General features: G+C 44.6%; 13 protein-coding genes. 8 read left to right on the forward strand and 5 right to left on the reverse strand.

All coding sequences use genetic code 11. From position 1 onward, the window contains the following. Nucleotides 1-437: 437 nt before the first annotated feature. Entirely contained in the window at nucleotides 438-2,171 is a 1,734-nt protein-coding gene (locus OU792_RS10515) for a M14 family metallopeptidase (RefSeq protein ID WP_274670173.1), read from the reverse strand. Nucleotides 2,172-2,184: 13 nt separating this feature from the next. Next, nucleotides 2,185-3,777, reverse strand: a complete 1,593-nt coding sequence (locus OU792_RS10520) for a M14 family metallopeptidase (RefSeq protein WP_274670144.1) — start codon at nucleotides 3,775-3,777, stop codon at nucleotides 2,185-2,187. Between the two features lie 197 nt (nucleotides 3,778-3,974). Here OU792_RS10520 and OU792_RS10525 point away from each other — a divergent pair, with 197 nt between their 5' ends. The 7 genes from OU792_RS10525 to OU792_RS10555 all read left to right on the forward strand — a co-directional run bounded on the left by OU792_RS10525 (nucleotide 3,975) and on the right by OU792_RS10555 (nucleotide 11,258). Further along, complete coding sequence (locus OU792_RS10525) at nucleotides 3,975-4,805, forward strand: universal stress protein (RefSeq protein ID WP_026947767.1); 831 nt, start codon at nucleotides 3,975-3,977, stop codon at nucleotides 4,803-4,805. A 6-nt stretch (nucleotides 4,806-4,811) separates the two neighbouring features. Then, nucleotides 4,812-6,050, forward strand: a complete 1,239-nt coding sequence (locus OU792_RS10530; protein ID WP_100629241.1) for a cation:proton antiporter — start codon at nucleotides 4,812-4,814, stop codon at nucleotides 6,048-6,050. A 98-nt stretch (nucleotides 6,051-6,148) separates the two neighbouring features. Then, entirely contained in the window at nucleotides 6,149-7,177 is a 1,029-nt protein-coding gene (gene hemH, locus OU792_RS10535; RefSeq protein ID WP_100629240.1) for a ferrochelatase, read from the forward strand. 86 nt (nucleotides 7,178-7,263) lie between these two features. After that, nucleotides 7,264-8,022 carry an alpha/beta fold hydrolase gene (locus OU792_RS10540; protein WP_274670145.1) on the forward strand — a complete coding sequence of 253 codons (759 nt, stop codon included), beginning with the start codon at nucleotides 7,264-7,266 and terminating at the stop codon, nucleotides 8,020-8,022. An 8-nt stretch (nucleotides 8,023-8,030) separates the two neighbouring features. Then, nucleotides 8,031-8,741, forward strand: a complete 711-nt coding sequence (locus tag OU792_RS10545) for an SAM-dependent methyltransferase (RefSeq protein WP_274670146.1) — start codon at nucleotides 8,031-8,033, stop codon at nucleotides 8,739-8,741. Between the two features lie 3 nt (nucleotides 8,742-8,744). After that, on the forward strand, nucleotides 8,745-9,815 hold the full coding sequence (locus OU792_RS10550) for a dipeptidase (RefSeq protein ID WP_274670147.1): 1,071 nt from the start codon (nucleotides 8,745-8,747) through the stop codon (nucleotides 9,813-9,815). A gap of 96 nt (nucleotides 9,816-9,911) precedes the next feature. Continuing rightward, nucleotides 9,912-11,258: a PEGA domain-containing protein gene (locus OU792_RS10555; RefSeq protein ID WP_274670148.1), complete on the forward strand. Its 1,347-nt coding sequence runs from the start codon at nucleotides 9,912-9,914 to the stop codon at nucleotides 11,256-11,258. Nucleotides 11,259-11,382: 124 nt separating this feature from the next. Here the strand turns inward: OU792_RS10555 and OU792_RS10560 are convergent, their stop codons facing one another. From OU792_RS10560 to metK, 3 genes are all read right to left on the reverse strand, one after another. After that, on the reverse strand, nucleotides 11,383-11,520 hold the full coding sequence (locus OU792_RS10560; RefSeq protein ID WP_208325258.1) for a hypothetical protein: 138 nt from the start codon (nucleotides 11,518-11,520) through the stop codon (nucleotides 11,383-11,385). A 23-nt stretch (nucleotides 11,521-11,543) separates the two neighbouring features. After that, nucleotides 11,544-13,715, reverse strand: a complete 2,172-nt coding sequence (locus tag OU792_RS10565) for a bifunctional alpha,alpha-trehalose-phosphate synthase (UDP-forming)/trehalose-phosphatase (RefSeq protein WP_274670149.1) — start codon at nucleotides 13,713-13,715, stop codon at nucleotides 11,544-11,546. 260 nt (nucleotides 13,716-13,975) lie between these two features. Then, the gene (metK, locus tag OU792_RS10570) at nucleotides 13,976-15,229 is read right to left on the reverse strand and encodes a methionine adenosyltransferase (protein WP_026947759.1); all 1,254 of its coding nucleotides are present in this window, start codon (nucleotides 15,227-15,229) and stop codon (nucleotides 13,976-13,978) included. 196 nt (nucleotides 15,230-15,425) lie between these two features. Here metK and OU792_RS10575 point away from each other — a divergent pair, with 196 nt between their 5' ends. Next, entirely contained in the window at nucleotides 15,426-17,078 is a 1,653-nt protein-coding gene (locus tag OU792_RS10575; protein WP_274670150.1) for a hypothetical protein, read from the forward strand. Nucleotides 17,079-17,123 lie beyond the last annotated feature (45 nt).

The following is a 17,123-nucleotide window of genomic DNA, read 5'->3' on the forward strand; positions in this document are numbered from 1 at the left end:
ATAACCTACCAATTCCCCGGACTTTCCTTTAATCACACGGATGAGTTTGCCTTCTTTGATCATTTCCACAACCTCAGAAAAGCGTGATTTAAATTCGCCGATGTGCATAGTAATTATCATACGAAATTTTTCAGCAATTTAAAGTTTTCTTGACAACTTGTCAAGAATAGACTTTTTCTAAACTGCTGATTATGAGAAAAAACTGAATCATCGGGCACAAAAATTCAAAACTTTTAATCAAAGAAGGAAGAATTCAAACTTTTGAATAGCGAAAGCGAATTATCCACTTTTAGTAAAAATTTACTCAAATGATCTTGAACTCCTGGCTATTGGACCCTAAAAAGCCACCAAGAATACAGCAATCGTTTTAGTTATTTCCCAAAAAAAATCCCGCTAACATTCGATAGCGGGATTTTAGGACCATAAGAAATGGATGATTACTTACTCCAACTCGCCTTTCCACCTTTGGCGGAATCGACGGTGATACTGTAGTTGGAAGCAGAAGATACTATCCATCTCACTTTCACCGCACTCATTCCTGGGATATTGTCCACCGCAATGCGCTCTGGTCGAAGTTTTTGTTCTTGGTAGCGCTTGAAGTCTTCATTTTCTACCACAAAGCCTGCGACAACTTTAGCCCCGGAAATGGAAACATAGTCCGGACGCTCGATATTGTACTTCAAATCCTGCGAGGAGTGTGTTGGCATCATTCGTTCATTAAAAATAGTAGCCGTAATCGCTTTCAATCCACCACCAAGGTCCTCTTCGCTTACATCCATCACCGATAGCTTCGGCGTGTGGTAGGCATGATAGATGGTAAAGGCTGAGTTTCGATGCGCATCCTGCTCTAGCAAGAATCCTGGATGGGCTCGTCCAAAGGTTTTCTTAAAACCTCCAATCTCAATCTCACCATATTGTGGGTGATTGTAGCTTGCCCAATCCACAAAGGCATCTCCGAAAGTCAGTAACTGATCGACTTTCAACTGCTCTTCCTGATTGCCTCTACCGGCATTTTGATGGAAGTAGAGATAGGAAATCATCAACTCATTGGAATAGGTGAAAATCCCACGATTCCCATAAAACCAATCCAATTCCCCTCCAAACACTGAATATAGATCCTTGTAAACTGTGAGGTAACGATAGCCTGGCATCATTTCTTCGCCTTTTTTGGCAATGGCATCGTAGATTCGGATATCCTCTCGGTTGTAAGTATTCACATCCTCTTCGGCACCAGGACCACGAAGGATCATTCCTCCATAGTTGTGATAACTCTGAGCTCCCGCAATATTGGGATGCTTCATCACAAACTCCATCACCGAGCGATTTTCTGGAAGTGTGAATGGATAGCGCATGGCACCTCTTTGGATGTAGTCCGGCTGCCAGTTCCAGCCCCAATCCCGGTTGGGATCATAGTAGCCGACATCATCATCGTTGATACGACCGTCTCCGTCTAGATCAGTTCCTTCCTGACCGAGAATTTCATACTCTCCCACCTGATCCGGTCCGACAGGCATCAATCGTCGAGGATCCAGAGGGTCTTTGATGTAGCGACCAGTAGGAGATTTCCGGATCATCTGGGTAATATGGCCATCTCCATCCAAGTCGTCCATTTCATCCTCAGCTGCCTGACCATCACCATCATTATCCAAAGGAATAACTCCGGATCGAGGGGTGTTTTGGGTATTTGGCTTTAGGAAAAAGTCATTTCGCGCATCCGGATTGATGGTTGGTGTGATGTAGAACGTTTTATCCCGAAGCAACTCCTGGATAAATTCCGTATCTGCATGCATCTCAGTTAGGTACCAGGCGGTGTAAAGCGCAAATTCAGCTCCCTGAATCTCATTGGAGTGAATGTTTCCATCGATCCACATGGCAGGCTTATCGGTGTCCTTCCCTGCGGAAAAATCCGTAATGGTCAGGGTCATAATATCCCGACCTTCGTAAGATTTGCCGATGGATTCGATTTTCGCCAAATCAGGATGTGCCTTAGCGATCTTTTGCATCACTTCCACAAGGCCTTCATAAGTGTAGTAGCGGTTCCAAGCCGCTTCTACCTTTGGCATGTGCGGAGAACCTACCGCTTTGAAAAACTTTTGCTGCGCGCTTGATTCGATACTTGCCAGACTCGCTGCGCCCAAAGCCAAGGCAAGGATTGTATTTTTTATATTCATCTTCTTCATGGCTTTAGAGTTTGAAAGTTGCATTGATGAAACCTGCATGAGGAGCACCGGCTTTGAAGCTGACATCTCCTTTTCCACGGATGATCCAGCTAAGACTGGCTTTTCCGTAGGCATCAATAGAGTCAATCAATTGGATCTTTTCTCCTGAAATCAATCGATCAGAATCCGCTCCTAAATCAATTCGGATTTTTCGCAGCCATCGAGAGCGCTCACCCATCTCCGAATGAGTAGGAAGGGGTGAATTATTAAACAAATCCAAGGAAATCCGGGTCAAACCATTTCCGATAGATTCGATTTTGAGATTTTGTACTTCCAGATTCGGCTGCATTTCTGCCAGCTTGAGGATGAATTCCGTATGCTCTTCGGCTATTTCATCTACCTTTTCGTAGGGAGGATTTGCCATTACAAAAGGCTTGATCCCTCCTACCTCTACTTTTTTGCCTGGAAAATCTGGATGAGAAATCTCCGTCCAAGGTACAAATACATCATTCCAACCAAGCGAATCTGCCCAAGCTAAATAGTTGGCTTCAGCATTGGATTTGCCTTTGAATTCAGGTGTCCAATATCCTGGTGTACCAAAGCTCAAGCGAGCAAAATGGAAATATGCCCACTGAAAGAAATCTCCGTCTGTTCCCTGATTATTCTGCTGAAAAGCTTTTTGAGAAACCGTACTCTTGTACATTTCTGAGACCATGGCGTTGATAGCCTCATCTTTCTGCAAAATGGAGGTCACCACTCTCTTTCGAGCATTTTGCGCATTGTACTTCAGCGGGGAAGAGAGATTGTTGGCAGGAGAAAAGGTCACAAAAGCGAAAATATTCCACTGCTCAAAAAGATAATCAAGCATGGCTCTTGTCTCCGGCTGCGAAACCGGAATATCTCCAGCTAAAGGTTCGAAAACCGGGAATTTGTAGGTCAGGGATTTATTGAAAGCTATTCCCTCTTTCAAATCCTCTGCAAACTTTCCGTCTTGGTCATCATCCTTACTCTCTTTGTAAACCAGGAACTGTCCAGCCTCGCCTTTGCTGCGATCAGCTTTGACCAATACACGCTCATCCTCATCAGAAACTTTGTAATCTCCCATCGGATCCTCCACGCGCATCCAGGTAATAAAGCCGTCCCCGTTCAAATCGGTATAACCATTATCTCCAGGAGTGCCATCCCGGTCATGATCGACAGCAGTAGCATTACCGCGACGCTCATAGTTCAGACTTGCGTGATACTGCTCATAGGCATCAGGAGACATATTTGGAAAAATATAAAAGGTAGTCTCCTCCAATGCTTCAGCATGCTCACTAACCAATCGCTCGGCAAACTGCGTGGCTAATTCCACACTCAAGACATGAAAACCTTCCACTCCACCGACCACAGCAATGGCTGGTTTCTGGTCCATGTCACCGGTTCCGACTTTCAGAACCCAAACATCCTTACCACTTGAGGTTTGCCCGAGTTTTTGAAGGTTGGCATTGGCACTCGAGCCAATTTTTTGAAGTCGCTGCTCCAGCTGTGAAAGTGTAGGATAATCGCCTTGGGCCCAAGCTGACCCGGCGACAGAAACACTTCCAGCAAGCAGGCAGCTGAAAAGAAATTTTCTCATAAACTAATGGGATTTAATTACAGGTGAATTCGATCATCACTGCCTAATTTTATCAAAATATATCCAGATAAGCACCAAGACTTACTTCTGAAAGCCCAAAAAAGCTTGAATGGAGATAGGAAATGATAAATGGGTAGAAAATTTTAATTGGACGCAAGCTGAAAATTTTATTATTTAGTCAAAACTCCCCGCGTCTTATGTACACTAAAATAGCTTTGGCCATTGCCTTTTCCCCAAGAATAGAGGCCTTGATTGCCGAGGTCAAACGGCTAGTCTTGCTTTTTGACACTGAATTGTTGCTTATTCATGTGGGCACTAAAACGCCTCAATTGGAAGAAAAGCTCGATCAGCTTTTACAACGCCATGGATGCGACAAGCTACGAATCAAAGTTTTATGGCTTGAGGGAAAACCTGTCAAAATGATTCTCAAGGCCTGTGAGGAAGAAAAAGTGGACTTGCTAGTGGCAGGAGCATTGAAGCAGGAAGGGCTTTTCAAGTACTACATGGGAACAGTCGGAAGAAAAATCATCCGAAAAGCTCCTTGTTCCGTTTTGACTTTGATCGAGCCAAAAGTAGAAACTTCTGAATTTTCACGAATTGTCATCAATGGGACCCAGCTGGAGTTTACCCCACAAGTTATCGAACAGGGACTGGAGTTTTCCAAAATAGTAAAGGCGGACTTAGTTTCTATTTTGAATGAAATAAAACTTTATGGCCTCCAAATGGGTACAGCAGGAGAAGATTCGGAAGATGAAATCTCCCAAACCCGCAGACGACTCGTCCAAAATGAGATCGAGTACGTAGAAAAAATCATTGACAAACTAGACAAGGGAAATTTGAAAATAAACATCAAGGTAACCGGAGGAAAGTGGGCCGTAGAGCTGGCGAGATTCTGCGAAAAGACAGATGCCAACTTGCTCGTGGTCGGTGATGATCGCCGACTAAACTTCTTTGACCGACTCTTCCCTCACGATCTCGAAGAACTACTCAGTACCTTACCTTGTAATCTTCTAATCGTCAAAAAATAAACCTCCATGGAAACTTTGAACCATAAGGAGGTTATCAATCTCCTGTTACAAATTGCTGCCATGCTCATCATGGCAAGAGTCTTCGCTGAGATTGCAAGGCAGCTCAAGCAGCCTGCCGTGGTGGGCGAAATACTAGCAGGTATTATTCTAGGACCTACCATTTTGGGAACCCTTTTCCCAGAATTCCACACCTACCTTTTTGCCGCTAATCCCGAGACAACAAATATTGCCCTCGATGGCTTTGTGCAGATTTCGGTAGTCCTTTTGCTCTTCATTGCAGGCTTGGAAGTGGAGTTGCAGATTGTGTGGAGTCAGGGTAAAAATGCCCTGCAAATCGCAGTCGCCTCGATGGTCTTACCTATCATCGCGGGCTTTGTGGTAGCCTATGCCTTCCCCGAGTTTCTCGGGGTCAATATCAATGACCGAATCGTAGCCTCCACCTTTTTCGGCTTGGCCATTAGTATCACAGCCCTGGCTGTAGTCGCGCGGGTTTTGATGGATCTCAACCTTTTCAAAACCCAAACGGGCCTACTAATCATAGCAGGAGCGATGATTGTCGATGTATTGGGATGGATTGTATTTTCGGTTATCCTTTCGCTCTCCGAAAGTAGCAGTGGTGGCTTGGGCGTTTGGCCGACGATTGGCTTGACCCTCTTGTTTACTCTGGTCATGCTCACTGTCGGAAAAGGACTAATCAACAAAACGCTCCCTTGGGTCAATAAAAAACTCGCCTGGCCAGGCGGTCTACTTTCACTTTCCTTAGCCTTGTGTTTCCTTGCCGCATCCTTTACCGAGTTTATTGGAATCCATGCCATTTTTGGCGCATTTATCATTGGTGTGGCACTGGGAGACTCTGATCATTTGACAGAAAAAGCCAAGGAAATCTTACATCAGTTTATCAATAATATTTTCGCCCCGATCTTCTTTGTATCCATCGGTTTGAAAGTGAATTTCATTGAAAGCTTTGACCTCGGAGTCACGGGAGTTGTGGTGGTAGTAGGATTGCTGACCAAATATTATGGAGCCTACATCGGTGGGCGTTTTGCCGGTGTGGGGCGAAAGCAGTCCATCATCACAGGTTTTGGATTGAGTACACGAGGAAGTATGGATATTATTTTGGGATTGATTGCCTTAGAGTACGGACTGGTCTCTGATTCGCTCTTTATCGGCCTGGTAATCTTGGCTTTAGTATCAAGTATTGCCTCTGGCCCATTGATGAAATGGGCGGGAAATCTCAAGATCTAACAGCTTTATCAATCCTTCATCAATTTGTTCTATTGGTTTGAATTAACTTTCAGGCTTAATTTTGAGTTGTAAACACTCACCGATTTACCAAACCAATCATGCCAAAAGCACAGAAAATTGGCGTTTTGCTCGTCAATTTGGGAACTCCGGACAGTACCGCCACCGGAGACGTACGTAAATACCTTCGCGAATTCTTGATGGACGGGCGCGTCATTGACTTTCCTTTCATCCCCCGTTGGATGCTGGTCAATCTGATCATTGCTCCTTTCAGGGCACCTAAGTCCGCCAAAGAATATAGAAAACTCTGGACTGACCGAGGCTCACCTTTGCTTTTCCATACAGAGGACCTTCGGGACAAATTGATTCCCAAACTCGATCCCGATAAGTATTTGGTAAAAATCGCCATGCGCTATCAGAGCCCTAGTATTGAGCAAGGACTCAATGAGTTGATGGCAGAAAAAGTGCGAAAAATCATCGTTTTGCCTCTTTTCCCTCAGTACGCTTCGGCTACCAATGGCTCCGTGATCGATCGTGTCATGGAGATTGCCCGTGGCTGGCAGATTATCCCTGAGATCTCATTCATCAGCAACTTTGTGGAGCATCCACTCTTTTTGCAGGCCTGGGAAGAATTGGGACGGGAAATGATGGAAAAAGGAGACTACGAGCATTTTGTCTTCTCTTATCATGGTTTGCCAGAGCGACAGATTCGCAAGGGCTCGGTAGACAACTACTGCAAGCTGGGCTCCTGCTGCAATAAATATGGGGCAAAAAATCAATTCTGCTATCGGGCACAGTGCTTCCAAACCACCCGACTGGTAGCAGCCAAGCTAGGACTACCTGAGGAAAAGGTGACGACCTGCTTCCAATCCCGTCTCGGAAATGATCCATGGGTCAAGCCTTACACAGAGGATGTCATTAAAGAATTGGCTGGAAAAGGAATCAAAAAAGTATTAGTCTTCTCTCCGGCATTCGTGGCCGACTGTCTGGAAACCACCGTCGAGGTAGGTGAAGAATACAAAGAAGAATTCGAGGAATTGGGTGGAGAACACTGGGATCTAGTTCCCAGTCTCAACTCCAACGACACTTGGATAGAATGTGTCAAAGATTTGATCGAAAGCCGAAGTTAATCGGCTTTTGATTTTTATTTGAAGCCTTCAATTGATTTCAAGAACTTGGATTCTCAAATCCAGCCACAAATGAAACTCTCTAAACGATGAAACTTAATTTCCGAAAAACCGGATCCGGTCAGCCTCTCGTGATTCTTCATGGACTCTTTGGGTCTGCTGACAATTGGTTTTCCATTGCCCGGGAACTGGAAAAAGACTTCACGCTTTACCTAGTAGATCAACGAAACCACGGTGACTCTCCACAGGATGAGGAGTGGAATTACAGTGTCATGGTAGAGGACTTGAAAGAGCTTCTGGATGACGAAGGTTTGAGTGAGGTGTTTTTAATGGGTCACTCCATGGGCGGCAAAACGGCTATGAATTTTGCCATCGAATATCCTGACCGGGTAAAAAAGCTGATTGTTGCCGATATTTCACCCCGCTACTACCCAGTTCATCATCAGAAGATTTTGGAAGGCTTGAACTCCATCAAACTATCTGAAATCCACTCCCGAAAGGATGCGGATGATCAACTCGCTCAATATATTTCCATTCCCGGAATCCGGCAATTCTTACTCAAAAGCCTCGGAAGAGATCGGACTGGTTTTTATTGGAAAATCAATCTTCCCGTGATTACCGAAAATATCGAGGAGGTAGGAAAAGCATTGGATGAAGATGGTAAATATGAAGGTCCAGCTCTTTTTCTAGCAGGAGGAAATTCAGACTATATTCAGCAAAGCGACTTGCAGGACATTCTCTATCATTTCCCTAATTATGAGGTGGAATTTATCGATGGAGCAGGTCATTGGCTGCATGCAGAGAAGCCTGCTGAGGTGATCGAAGAGGTAAGGAAATTTTTGAAATAATTGAACGCATGCCCCAAGGAAAGCTTTTCTTAATCCCTAATGTGCTGGCTGAGAACACAGCCGAAGAGGTGATTACACCCCAAGTCAAGGAGGTGATCGCCCATACCAAAGTTTTCCTAGTTGAGAATCTCCGAACTGCCCGACGCTATATTTCCAGCCTGAAACTTGGAGTGAACCTTGAAGAGGTCCACATGGAAATTCTGGATAAAAACACTGCTCCTGAATCCATTAATCGACTCCTTCAGCCGCTTTTCAAGGGAGCCGATGTGGGAATCATCTCTGAGGCAGGTTGCCCGGGAATAGCCGATCCCGGAGCGCTAGCTGTTGCACATGCCCACACGAGAGGAATTCAGGTGGTTCCACTATCCGGTCCGAGTTCCATGTTTTTAGCCTTAATGGGTTCTGGTTTTTCGGGGCAATCTTTTGCTTTCCATGGCTATCTTCCCATTGACAAAAAGGAGCGAGCCACTGCTTTGAAAAAGCTGGAAGCTGAGTCCCTTCGGGAAAAACGAGCTCAGATTTTTATGGAGACACCCTTTCGCAACAACCAGCTCTTGGAGGATTTGACGCGAACCCTTTCTCCCCAAACCAAGCTTTGCATCGCCAAAAATCTAACAGCCAAAGATGAACTGATCCAAACCAAAAGCATTCAGGATTGGAAGAAAAGTCCGATCGATCTACATAAAATCCCCACCGTTTTTATCATTCAAAGCTTCTAAGCCATGCTGACCATCGACGCCCATTTAGACCTGAGTATGAATGCCATGGAGTGGAATCGGGACCTGACCCGACCTGTCTCAGAGATTAATTCACGGGAGAAAGGTTTAACGGACAAACCCGATCGGGGAAATGCGGTGGTCTCGCTTCCGGAACTTCGAAAAGGAAATGTAGGATTGGTCGTGGCCACCCAGATTGCCCGCTATGTGGCACCTGACAATTCCCTTCCAGGTTGGCATTCGCCTGAGCAGGCTTGGGCCCAGACCCAAGGGCAGTTGGCTTGGTATCAAACCATGGTGGAGCGAGGAGAAATGAGGCAAATCAAGAATTGGAAGGAACTTGAGACTCATCTCGGGATTTGGAATGCATCCAGTGACAAAAGCAAGGAGCCTGTAGGCTTTATTCTTTCCTTGGAGGGAGCTGACTCGATTGTCAATCTTGATTACCTGGAAAAAGCATACGAATATGGATTACGGGCTTTGGGTCCAGCGCATTACGGACCGGGCCGCTATGCTCATGGTACCGACTCCTCTGCTCCTTTGAATGCGGCTGGAAAAGACTTGCTCCGAAAAATGGATGAACTGGGAATTATCCTGGATGCCACGCATTTATGTGATTTGGCATTTTGGGATACCTTGGAGATTTTTCAGGGACCGATTTGGGCTAGTCATAACAACTGCAGGGCTTTGGTCGATCATAATCGTCAGTTTTCTGACGAGATGATCAAAGCCTTGATCGACCGGGGAGCGGTAATCGGAGGAGCCTTTGATGCCTGGATGCTGAGTCCGGGATGGGAAAGAGGAAAAAGCACCCCAAAGGAACGAGATGTGCGGATTTCTACCGTTTTGGATCATTTAGACCATATCTGCCAGATCGCAGGGAATGCCAACCATATCGGAATCGGTTCGGATTTGGACGGGGCTTTTGGATCAGAGCAGTCTCCTTGGGATTTGGAAACGATTGCTGATTTGCAGAAAATCCCGGATTTACTTTTGAAAAGAGGATATTCAAAAAATGATATCGAAAAGGTCATGCATGGCAATTGGTTGGATTTTTTAAAGAAAAATTGGTCTTAAAAACCATAGAATTGCACAAAACTATAAAGCTATGAGTTGCATAAATTATTCTTATTGAATTTATTGCAGTCTCAATCCCCAACCTTCAAAAACAACATGAGAAAAATTTACTTCCTACCCTTGTTAGCACTTGGGTTGTTTCTTATTTCTAATACTTTCGCCCAAAAATTAACCATTACCGCCAACCATTCAGATGCCAAATTCATTCTTTTGAATGATTACGATGATTCCGAAAAACAAGAACTCGGAACTGGTACCATTGAATACAAGTTGGAGAAAAACCTAAAAAACCGAATCAAAATCACCAAACCAGGCTATCAACCTGTTATCAAAGAATATGACAAGGACCTGAAATGGGATAAAGATCAGAATGTGGTTTTGGATGTGAGACGAGTCGATGTGACCGCTGAACCCTTTGATGCTGAAATTTTTGTAGATGGAAGAAGAATTGGAACCAAAGCCATTTTCGTAACCATCCCCAAAGACAGATCAGCGACGATCGAAGTGAGAAAACCGGGTTTTGCTCCTCTGACACGAACTTACTACAACTCTCCTGATCGGGAGACTCCACCGATTCGGGACTATTTCGAACTGAAGGACCGACAGGTACGGGTAGAAGTTCAGCCAGCTGATGGATCAGTGACTGTCAATGGAAATTTGGTCGGAAAGGGAAATCAGGATGTGAATGTCCCAAATGGTGACTGTGTAACGGTTACTGTGAGTAAGGATGGATTTGTGGAGTATGAGCGAGTTTATTGCAACAAGCCGGGAATTGATCCAGAGCCGCCTACCCGAGAGACCGTAGCCTTGGAAGAAAGACTGGTTCGAATCAACACCGTACCTAGCGATGCTGCCATCGAAATTCAAGGACAGCGAATGGGACTAGGAGCGTACGATGTCAAAATACCCAAAGGTCAATGTGTGCGGGTGACAGTCAGCAAAGATGGATTTGTCAAGTATTACAAGGACTATTGCAATCAGGCAAACCGAAACGAGCCTCCTATTCAGGAAACGATAGAAATGGCAAGAGATCAGGCCTATGATAACTCAGTTTCTTCTGACCTTGCCAATGTCCGTATTACGGTTCCAGTTGATTCTGCTTACTCTGCAGAGGAAGCTTGGAGGATACTTTCCTCCATCGTCACCAGATACTTCGACATCCTAGAAACCGTGGATTTCAATACGGGCTATCTGACTACTTCTTGGCAAGTTGAGAATTTCAATTCATCGGTGATTCGTACCCGCGTTATTGTGAGTTCGGGAGGAAATTCAGATCAATTGGCCTATGCTGTAAAGCTGGTGAGTCAAGCTGCGGAACTGAATGACCCGAATCGTACTAAGGAAGTCATCACAGTAAAGGATGATGAATATTTCCGCGATTGGTCGAGAATCATGATCAAATACCAAGGTTTAATCGAAGAAATTCAAGCCAGAATTCAATAAAATTCATTTATTGGTAATTCTTGTCTTGTTGGGCGAAGTCGAAACGTTGCTGAATAAAAGCAAACAATTGGCTTCGGCTTCGCTCAGCCTGACAAAATAAACCAAATACAGCCTATCGTAATTTTTAGGATATTTTTCGCCTGTATTCTACCAGGCAAATGTAGCTCAGAATAAGCACAGGAGTTGAGAATTTCAGAGCTTCGATCTTCAATCTTCCTGCTTCCAGCCAGCCATCCAAAGAAAAGAGATCAACTGGCATCATTTTCCGATAATCACAATTTGGCATCAAATCAACTTACCCAAGAGATTTCTCACCTGTCGGAATGATTTGATATTGTAATTAGCCTGCGTGTAAGCATATCCCACACGTATGGTATAGGCGCTTTTTGGCATGACTTTGAAAGTATCCTCATCGGTCCAGTCATCCCCTATTGCTAGGATAAAATCATATTCCTGACCTTTCATCAGGGCTGTGGCAGCCCTACCTTTATTAATATCAGGCCGTTTGATTTCCAGGACCATATTTCCTTCCAGCACCTGCAGATTATGTCCACGAGCCATGTATTTCAAATGGCTGAAAAGTTCGCGCATTCGTAGATCACCCAATCCGCTTTCTACCTTGCGATAGTGCCAAACAAGGGAATGATGCTTTTCTTCGATAAATGCCCCGGGAGTCCGCAGGACATAATATTCCATCACTGATCGAATATCCTCCTTCCAACTGTCGTCCACATCTGCATAGAGCTCCCATTCCCCTTTATTTTCTTTTCGTTTGACCCATACTCCATGTTCGGCAATCATATCGATATTTTGACCTTTGAACCAAGTTCCCAAGGTGTCCTTATCTCTTCCAGAAATGATTACTACCTGTGCTTTTTCACTTAATCCCTTGACAATGGCTTTCAATTCGGCATCCGGCTTAGCATCCTGGGGATTTGCCACAAAACCAGTCAAAGTCCCATCATAATCCAGGAATAGAACGGGATTTTTAGCGGACTTGAAGGATTTTTCAATTTCATTAATCACCTTGGTGTCTACATCTTTCGAGGTAAGTTCGGCCTGCTTTTCTTTCACATGCTCAATTCGGTCCATAAAGACCTTCACCCATTGAAAGATGTCATACTTTTTCAGACTGGACTGAAGGGAAGCGATTCGTTCCTTTTGTTCCTTCGGATCCATAGTCAGCGCATCGTAGATCGCATCCACTACTCCCTGTTGATTATTGGGATTGACTAGGACTGCATCCTGAAGTTCCTTGGATGCTCCAGCCATTTCAGAGAGGATCAACACGCCCGTTTGATCTGTCCTGCTCGCCACATATTCCTTGCAGACTAGATTCATCCCGTCCCGAAGTGGGGTAACCAAAGCGATATCCGACATATTGTAGAAGGCACTGAGCTCTTCGAATGGAAAACTTCGATAGAAGTAATGAACGGGCACCCAATTCAAGGTGGAATACTCGGAATTGATCCGGCCTACCAGTAAATCGATCTCCTCGCGCAACTCTTTATAGGATTGAACCTTGTCTCTACTAGGTACTACAACCATAATCATGGAGACTTTTCCGTGGAGTTCCTTGTGGTCTTGCAAAAGCTTGGTGAAAGCATGGAGACGTTGCGGAATTCCTTTGGAATAATCCAATCGATCGATCGTGATGATCAGCTTTTGGTCTCCTACCTGCTTTCTAAAATCCTGAACAATGCGCTGAGTTTTTCGACTTTTTGCCTGCTTGGCAAACTTATCGTAGTCGATTCCCATCGGGAATGAATCCACATTGATGATGCGATTCTCTGCCTGTATGTATCCACTTTCACTGGAAAGGCCGGTGATTCTGCCCACGGCACTTAGGAAGTGACGCATATCATCGTAGGTATGGAAGCCAATCAAATCTGCACCGCAAACCCCTTCCAAAAGTTGTTTTCTCCAAGGAATCATCCGAATGATCTCATAGGATGGGAAAGGAATGTGTTGAAAAAATGCAATCGTCGCATTGGGAAGAACCTCCCGGAGCATTTGTGGCAACAAAAGTAACTGATAATCATGCACCCAAATAGTATCATCCGCATCTGCCTTCTTTAAGATGGCATCACAAAACTTCTGATTGACGCGGACATAAGCTTCCCAGTGATCGGGATTGTACGTCATGTATTGTGTGAAATAATGAAATGCCGGCCAAAGTGTCTCATTGCTAAAGCCTTCATAAAATTGCTCCACATCTTCCCGAGTAAGGAAGACGGGGGCCATCTTCAAATCATGGAGTTCAAGAATAATTTCTGCCCGCTGCTCGGGATCTTCGACCGTATTTCCAGGCCAGCCAATCCAGATATTTTCACCGGATTTGTAGATGGAGCCAAGGCCGGTAGCTAAACCACCTGCTGAAGGTTTGAACTCAAAACGGCCATTGCGGTGACGAAGTGAAATAGGAAGTCTGTTGGATACAATTATGGTTTTTGCCATAGTAGGTTTTAGGTTAAAAACATGAAAAGGGGTTTTCCCTCTTTAGAAAAAGGTGATATGCTTAAAGATAGGAAAAATGAGCGGGAAAGGGAATTGAAACTCGTATTTCACAAAACCTTAATCTCAAAAAGAAGGTCCTCTTTCATGAAATTTTAAAAACTATAAAAAACTTCAGACATTAAAGGTAATCTTAGGTATAATAGCTTTAAAAAGAAAAAACCCCAAGTTTCCTCGGGGTTTTAAGCTTCTAAAAGCTAAAATCAAATTCCAAAAGCGGTCTTAATCCGATCCACAAAGTCCAGTTTTTCCCAAGTGAAGAGCTCTACATCAAGCGTAATTTCGTCCCGGTACGGGGAGAAGAAGGTCTTGCTGACTACCTCACTCTGTCTACCCATGTGTCCATAAGCAGCAGTTTCTTCATAAATAGGATTGCGGAGTTTTAGCCTTTGTTCGATGGCATAAGGACGCATATCGAAGAGTTGCTCGATTTTCTTCGCGATTTCCCCATCGGTCATTCCTACTTTCGAAGTACCATAAGTATTCACATAAATACCCATCGGTGCAGCCACTCCAATCGCATAGGACACTTGTACCAACATCTCGTCAGCCACTCCCGCAGCCACCATGTTTTTGGCAATGTGACGGGTAGCGTAGGCCGCCGAACGGTCTACTTTGGAAGGATCTTTTCCAGAGAATGCCCCACCACCGTGAGCGCCTTTTCCACCGTAGGTGTCCACGATGATCTTTCTTCCCGTCAATCCGGTATCGCCATGAGGTCCACCGATCACGAATTTACCGGTTGGATTGATATGGTATTTGATATCCGAAGTGAAAAGCTTTTGAATATCTTCAGTCAGTTGAGCTTTTACTCTAGGAATCAGCTTGGAAATCAGATCGGATTTGATTTTGGCCAACATGGCTTCCTCTGTGTCGAAATCATCATGCTGAGTCGAAATCACAATTGCCTCAATTCGCTGCGGCACATTATCATCGCTGTATTCGATGGTCACTTGAGCCTTAGAGTCCGGACGGAGGTAAGTGATCTCGCTGTTTTCACGACGCATGGCAGCCAATTCGCGAAGAATCCGGTGAGAAAGGTCTAAAGCCAGCGGCATGTAGTTTTCAGTCTCATTCGTCGCATAGCCAAACATCATTCCTTGATCGCCTGCACCCTGCTCTTCAGGATTTTGACGTTCTACTCCTTGATTGATATCTGCTGACTGCTCATGAATGGCAGAAAGCACGCCACAGGAATTCCCTTCAAACATGTAATCACTCTTCGTGTAACCAATTCGGTTGATTACATCTCGGGCTATCTTTTGTACATCCAAATAAATATCGGATTTGACTTCCCCTGCCAAAACGACCTGTCCTGTGGTCACGAGGGTTTCGCAAGCTACTTTGGAACTCGGATCAAAAGCCAAAAAGTTATCAATCAATGCGTCGGAAATTTGATCAGCAATTTTGTCCGGATGCCCCTCAGATACTGACTCTGAGGTAAATAAATATGCCATAAATCTAGATTATTGATGCGTTTTTCAATGGTGCCCAAAATTAGTGGAACTAGGGGAAATAAAAAACCTCAAACGAAACCTAATCACAATTTCTGATCAGCGGAAAATGACGAATGTGATTAATCATACGAACTCCTCAAATCTTGCATTCTGGAGAAGGAGCACTTATCTTTCCTAAATCTATCCTCAAAAACTCATGCGAAGACTTCTATCCTTATTTCCTCTGCTTGTTTTAGCTCTATTCTTCAGCTGCCAAAACAGTCCAAATTCATCCGCTGTACTCGGCAAAAAAACTGCTACCTACTCGGATTTGGAAACACTCTTTACAGAATGGAGGGAATTCGAAAATCCACCGCTGCATGAAGGTGCACCAGACTATCGAAAAGCCACCTTTGAGCAACGAATGCCTCAATTTCAAGACCTTCAGACCAGACTTCTTCAAATGGACACCTCCGGCTGGAGCATTCCTGAGCAGGTAGATTGGAGGATTGTTTGGGCAGAAATGAATGGATTTGATTTCAATTACCGAATTCTTAAGCCTTGGGAAAGAGATCCGGCTTTTTACAAATCAATCTGGATGGAGCGAAGTGATGTACCCGACCACGAAGGACCTACGCATCACAAAGTGCTAGAGCTATGGCAATATTCATTTCCATTGGATGAAAGTGGCAAAGCAAAGTTTCTAGCTGAATTACGCTCGATCCCTGCTTTAAACACGCAAGCCAAAATCAACCTTACGGGAAATGCCAAAGAGCTTTGGGCAGCAGGAGTACCGACAATCGAGAAGCAGGCCGAAGACCTGCAAAACATGTTGGTTTTAGCGGATCTAACCAAAGATCCCGACTTGAAGAAAGCCATAGAAGAAGCTCAATCCTCCACCAAAGACTTCGTGGCTTGGCTGGAGGCAGAGGCTTCCAAGAAAGACGGGCCTTCGGGAATCGGGAAGGAGAATTACACCTGGTATCTCCAAAATGTGCATTTGGTGCCTTTAACTTGGGAAGATGAGGTGATGATCTTGAAGCGGGAATTGGCAAGAGCCTGGAGTTCGCTGAAACTCGAAGAACACCAAAACCGAGGCCTCCCTCCACTGGAGGCCGCAAATACTCCGGAGGAATTTGAGCAACTGACCGAAAAGTCCATTCAAAAAATGATGAATTTTCTGGAGAAAGAGGAGATTTTGACCGCAAAAGACTACTTTGAGCCAGCTTTGCGCAAGCACAGGGGTAGGTTTGTCCCGGAAGAAAGGCGGAACTTTTTTACGATAGGGATGCACATCGATCCACTGCCTCTTTATTCCCATTTTTATCATTGGTTTGAGTTGGCGATCATGGATAATGAACCTCATGAAAGCCTGATTCGAAGAGGCCCTCTCTTATATAATATTTTCGATAGTAGAAATGAAGGAACCGCCACTGCGGTGGAAGAAATGTTTATGGATGCCGGTTTGTATAAGGATTCGCCCCGATCGCGGGAAATTGTGTACATCATGATAGCTCAGCGGGCAGCAAGGGGACTGGGTTCATTGTATGCTCAAGCCAATGAGATGACCATGGTAGAAGCAGGAGGAATTCACTCGAATTACACACCGAGAGGTTGGATGAAAACAGAAAAGGAACTCTTGCTATTTGAGCAACATCTCTACATGCGGCAGCCTGGCTACGGTTCGAGCTACATTACCGGAAAATATCTTTTGGAAAATGCTTTGGCTGACTATGCCCGAATTAAAGAGGAAAAAGGTGAGGTATTTCGGCTTCGGAACTTTTTTGATCAGTTGAATGCCATTGGGAGTATTCCAATCGCCTTGGGACATTGGGAAATGACTGGTGTCGACCCTTTGAGTAGGAAATAAAAACTTTGAAAACTGGCTATGGCGGCATAATTTCAAGGCTTGTTT

This window comes from Algoriphagus sp. NF (assembly GCF_028823735.1).
Classification (GTDB): Bacteria; Bacteroidota; Bacteroidia; order Cytophagales; family Cyclobacteriaceae; genus Algoriphagus; species Algoriphagus marincola.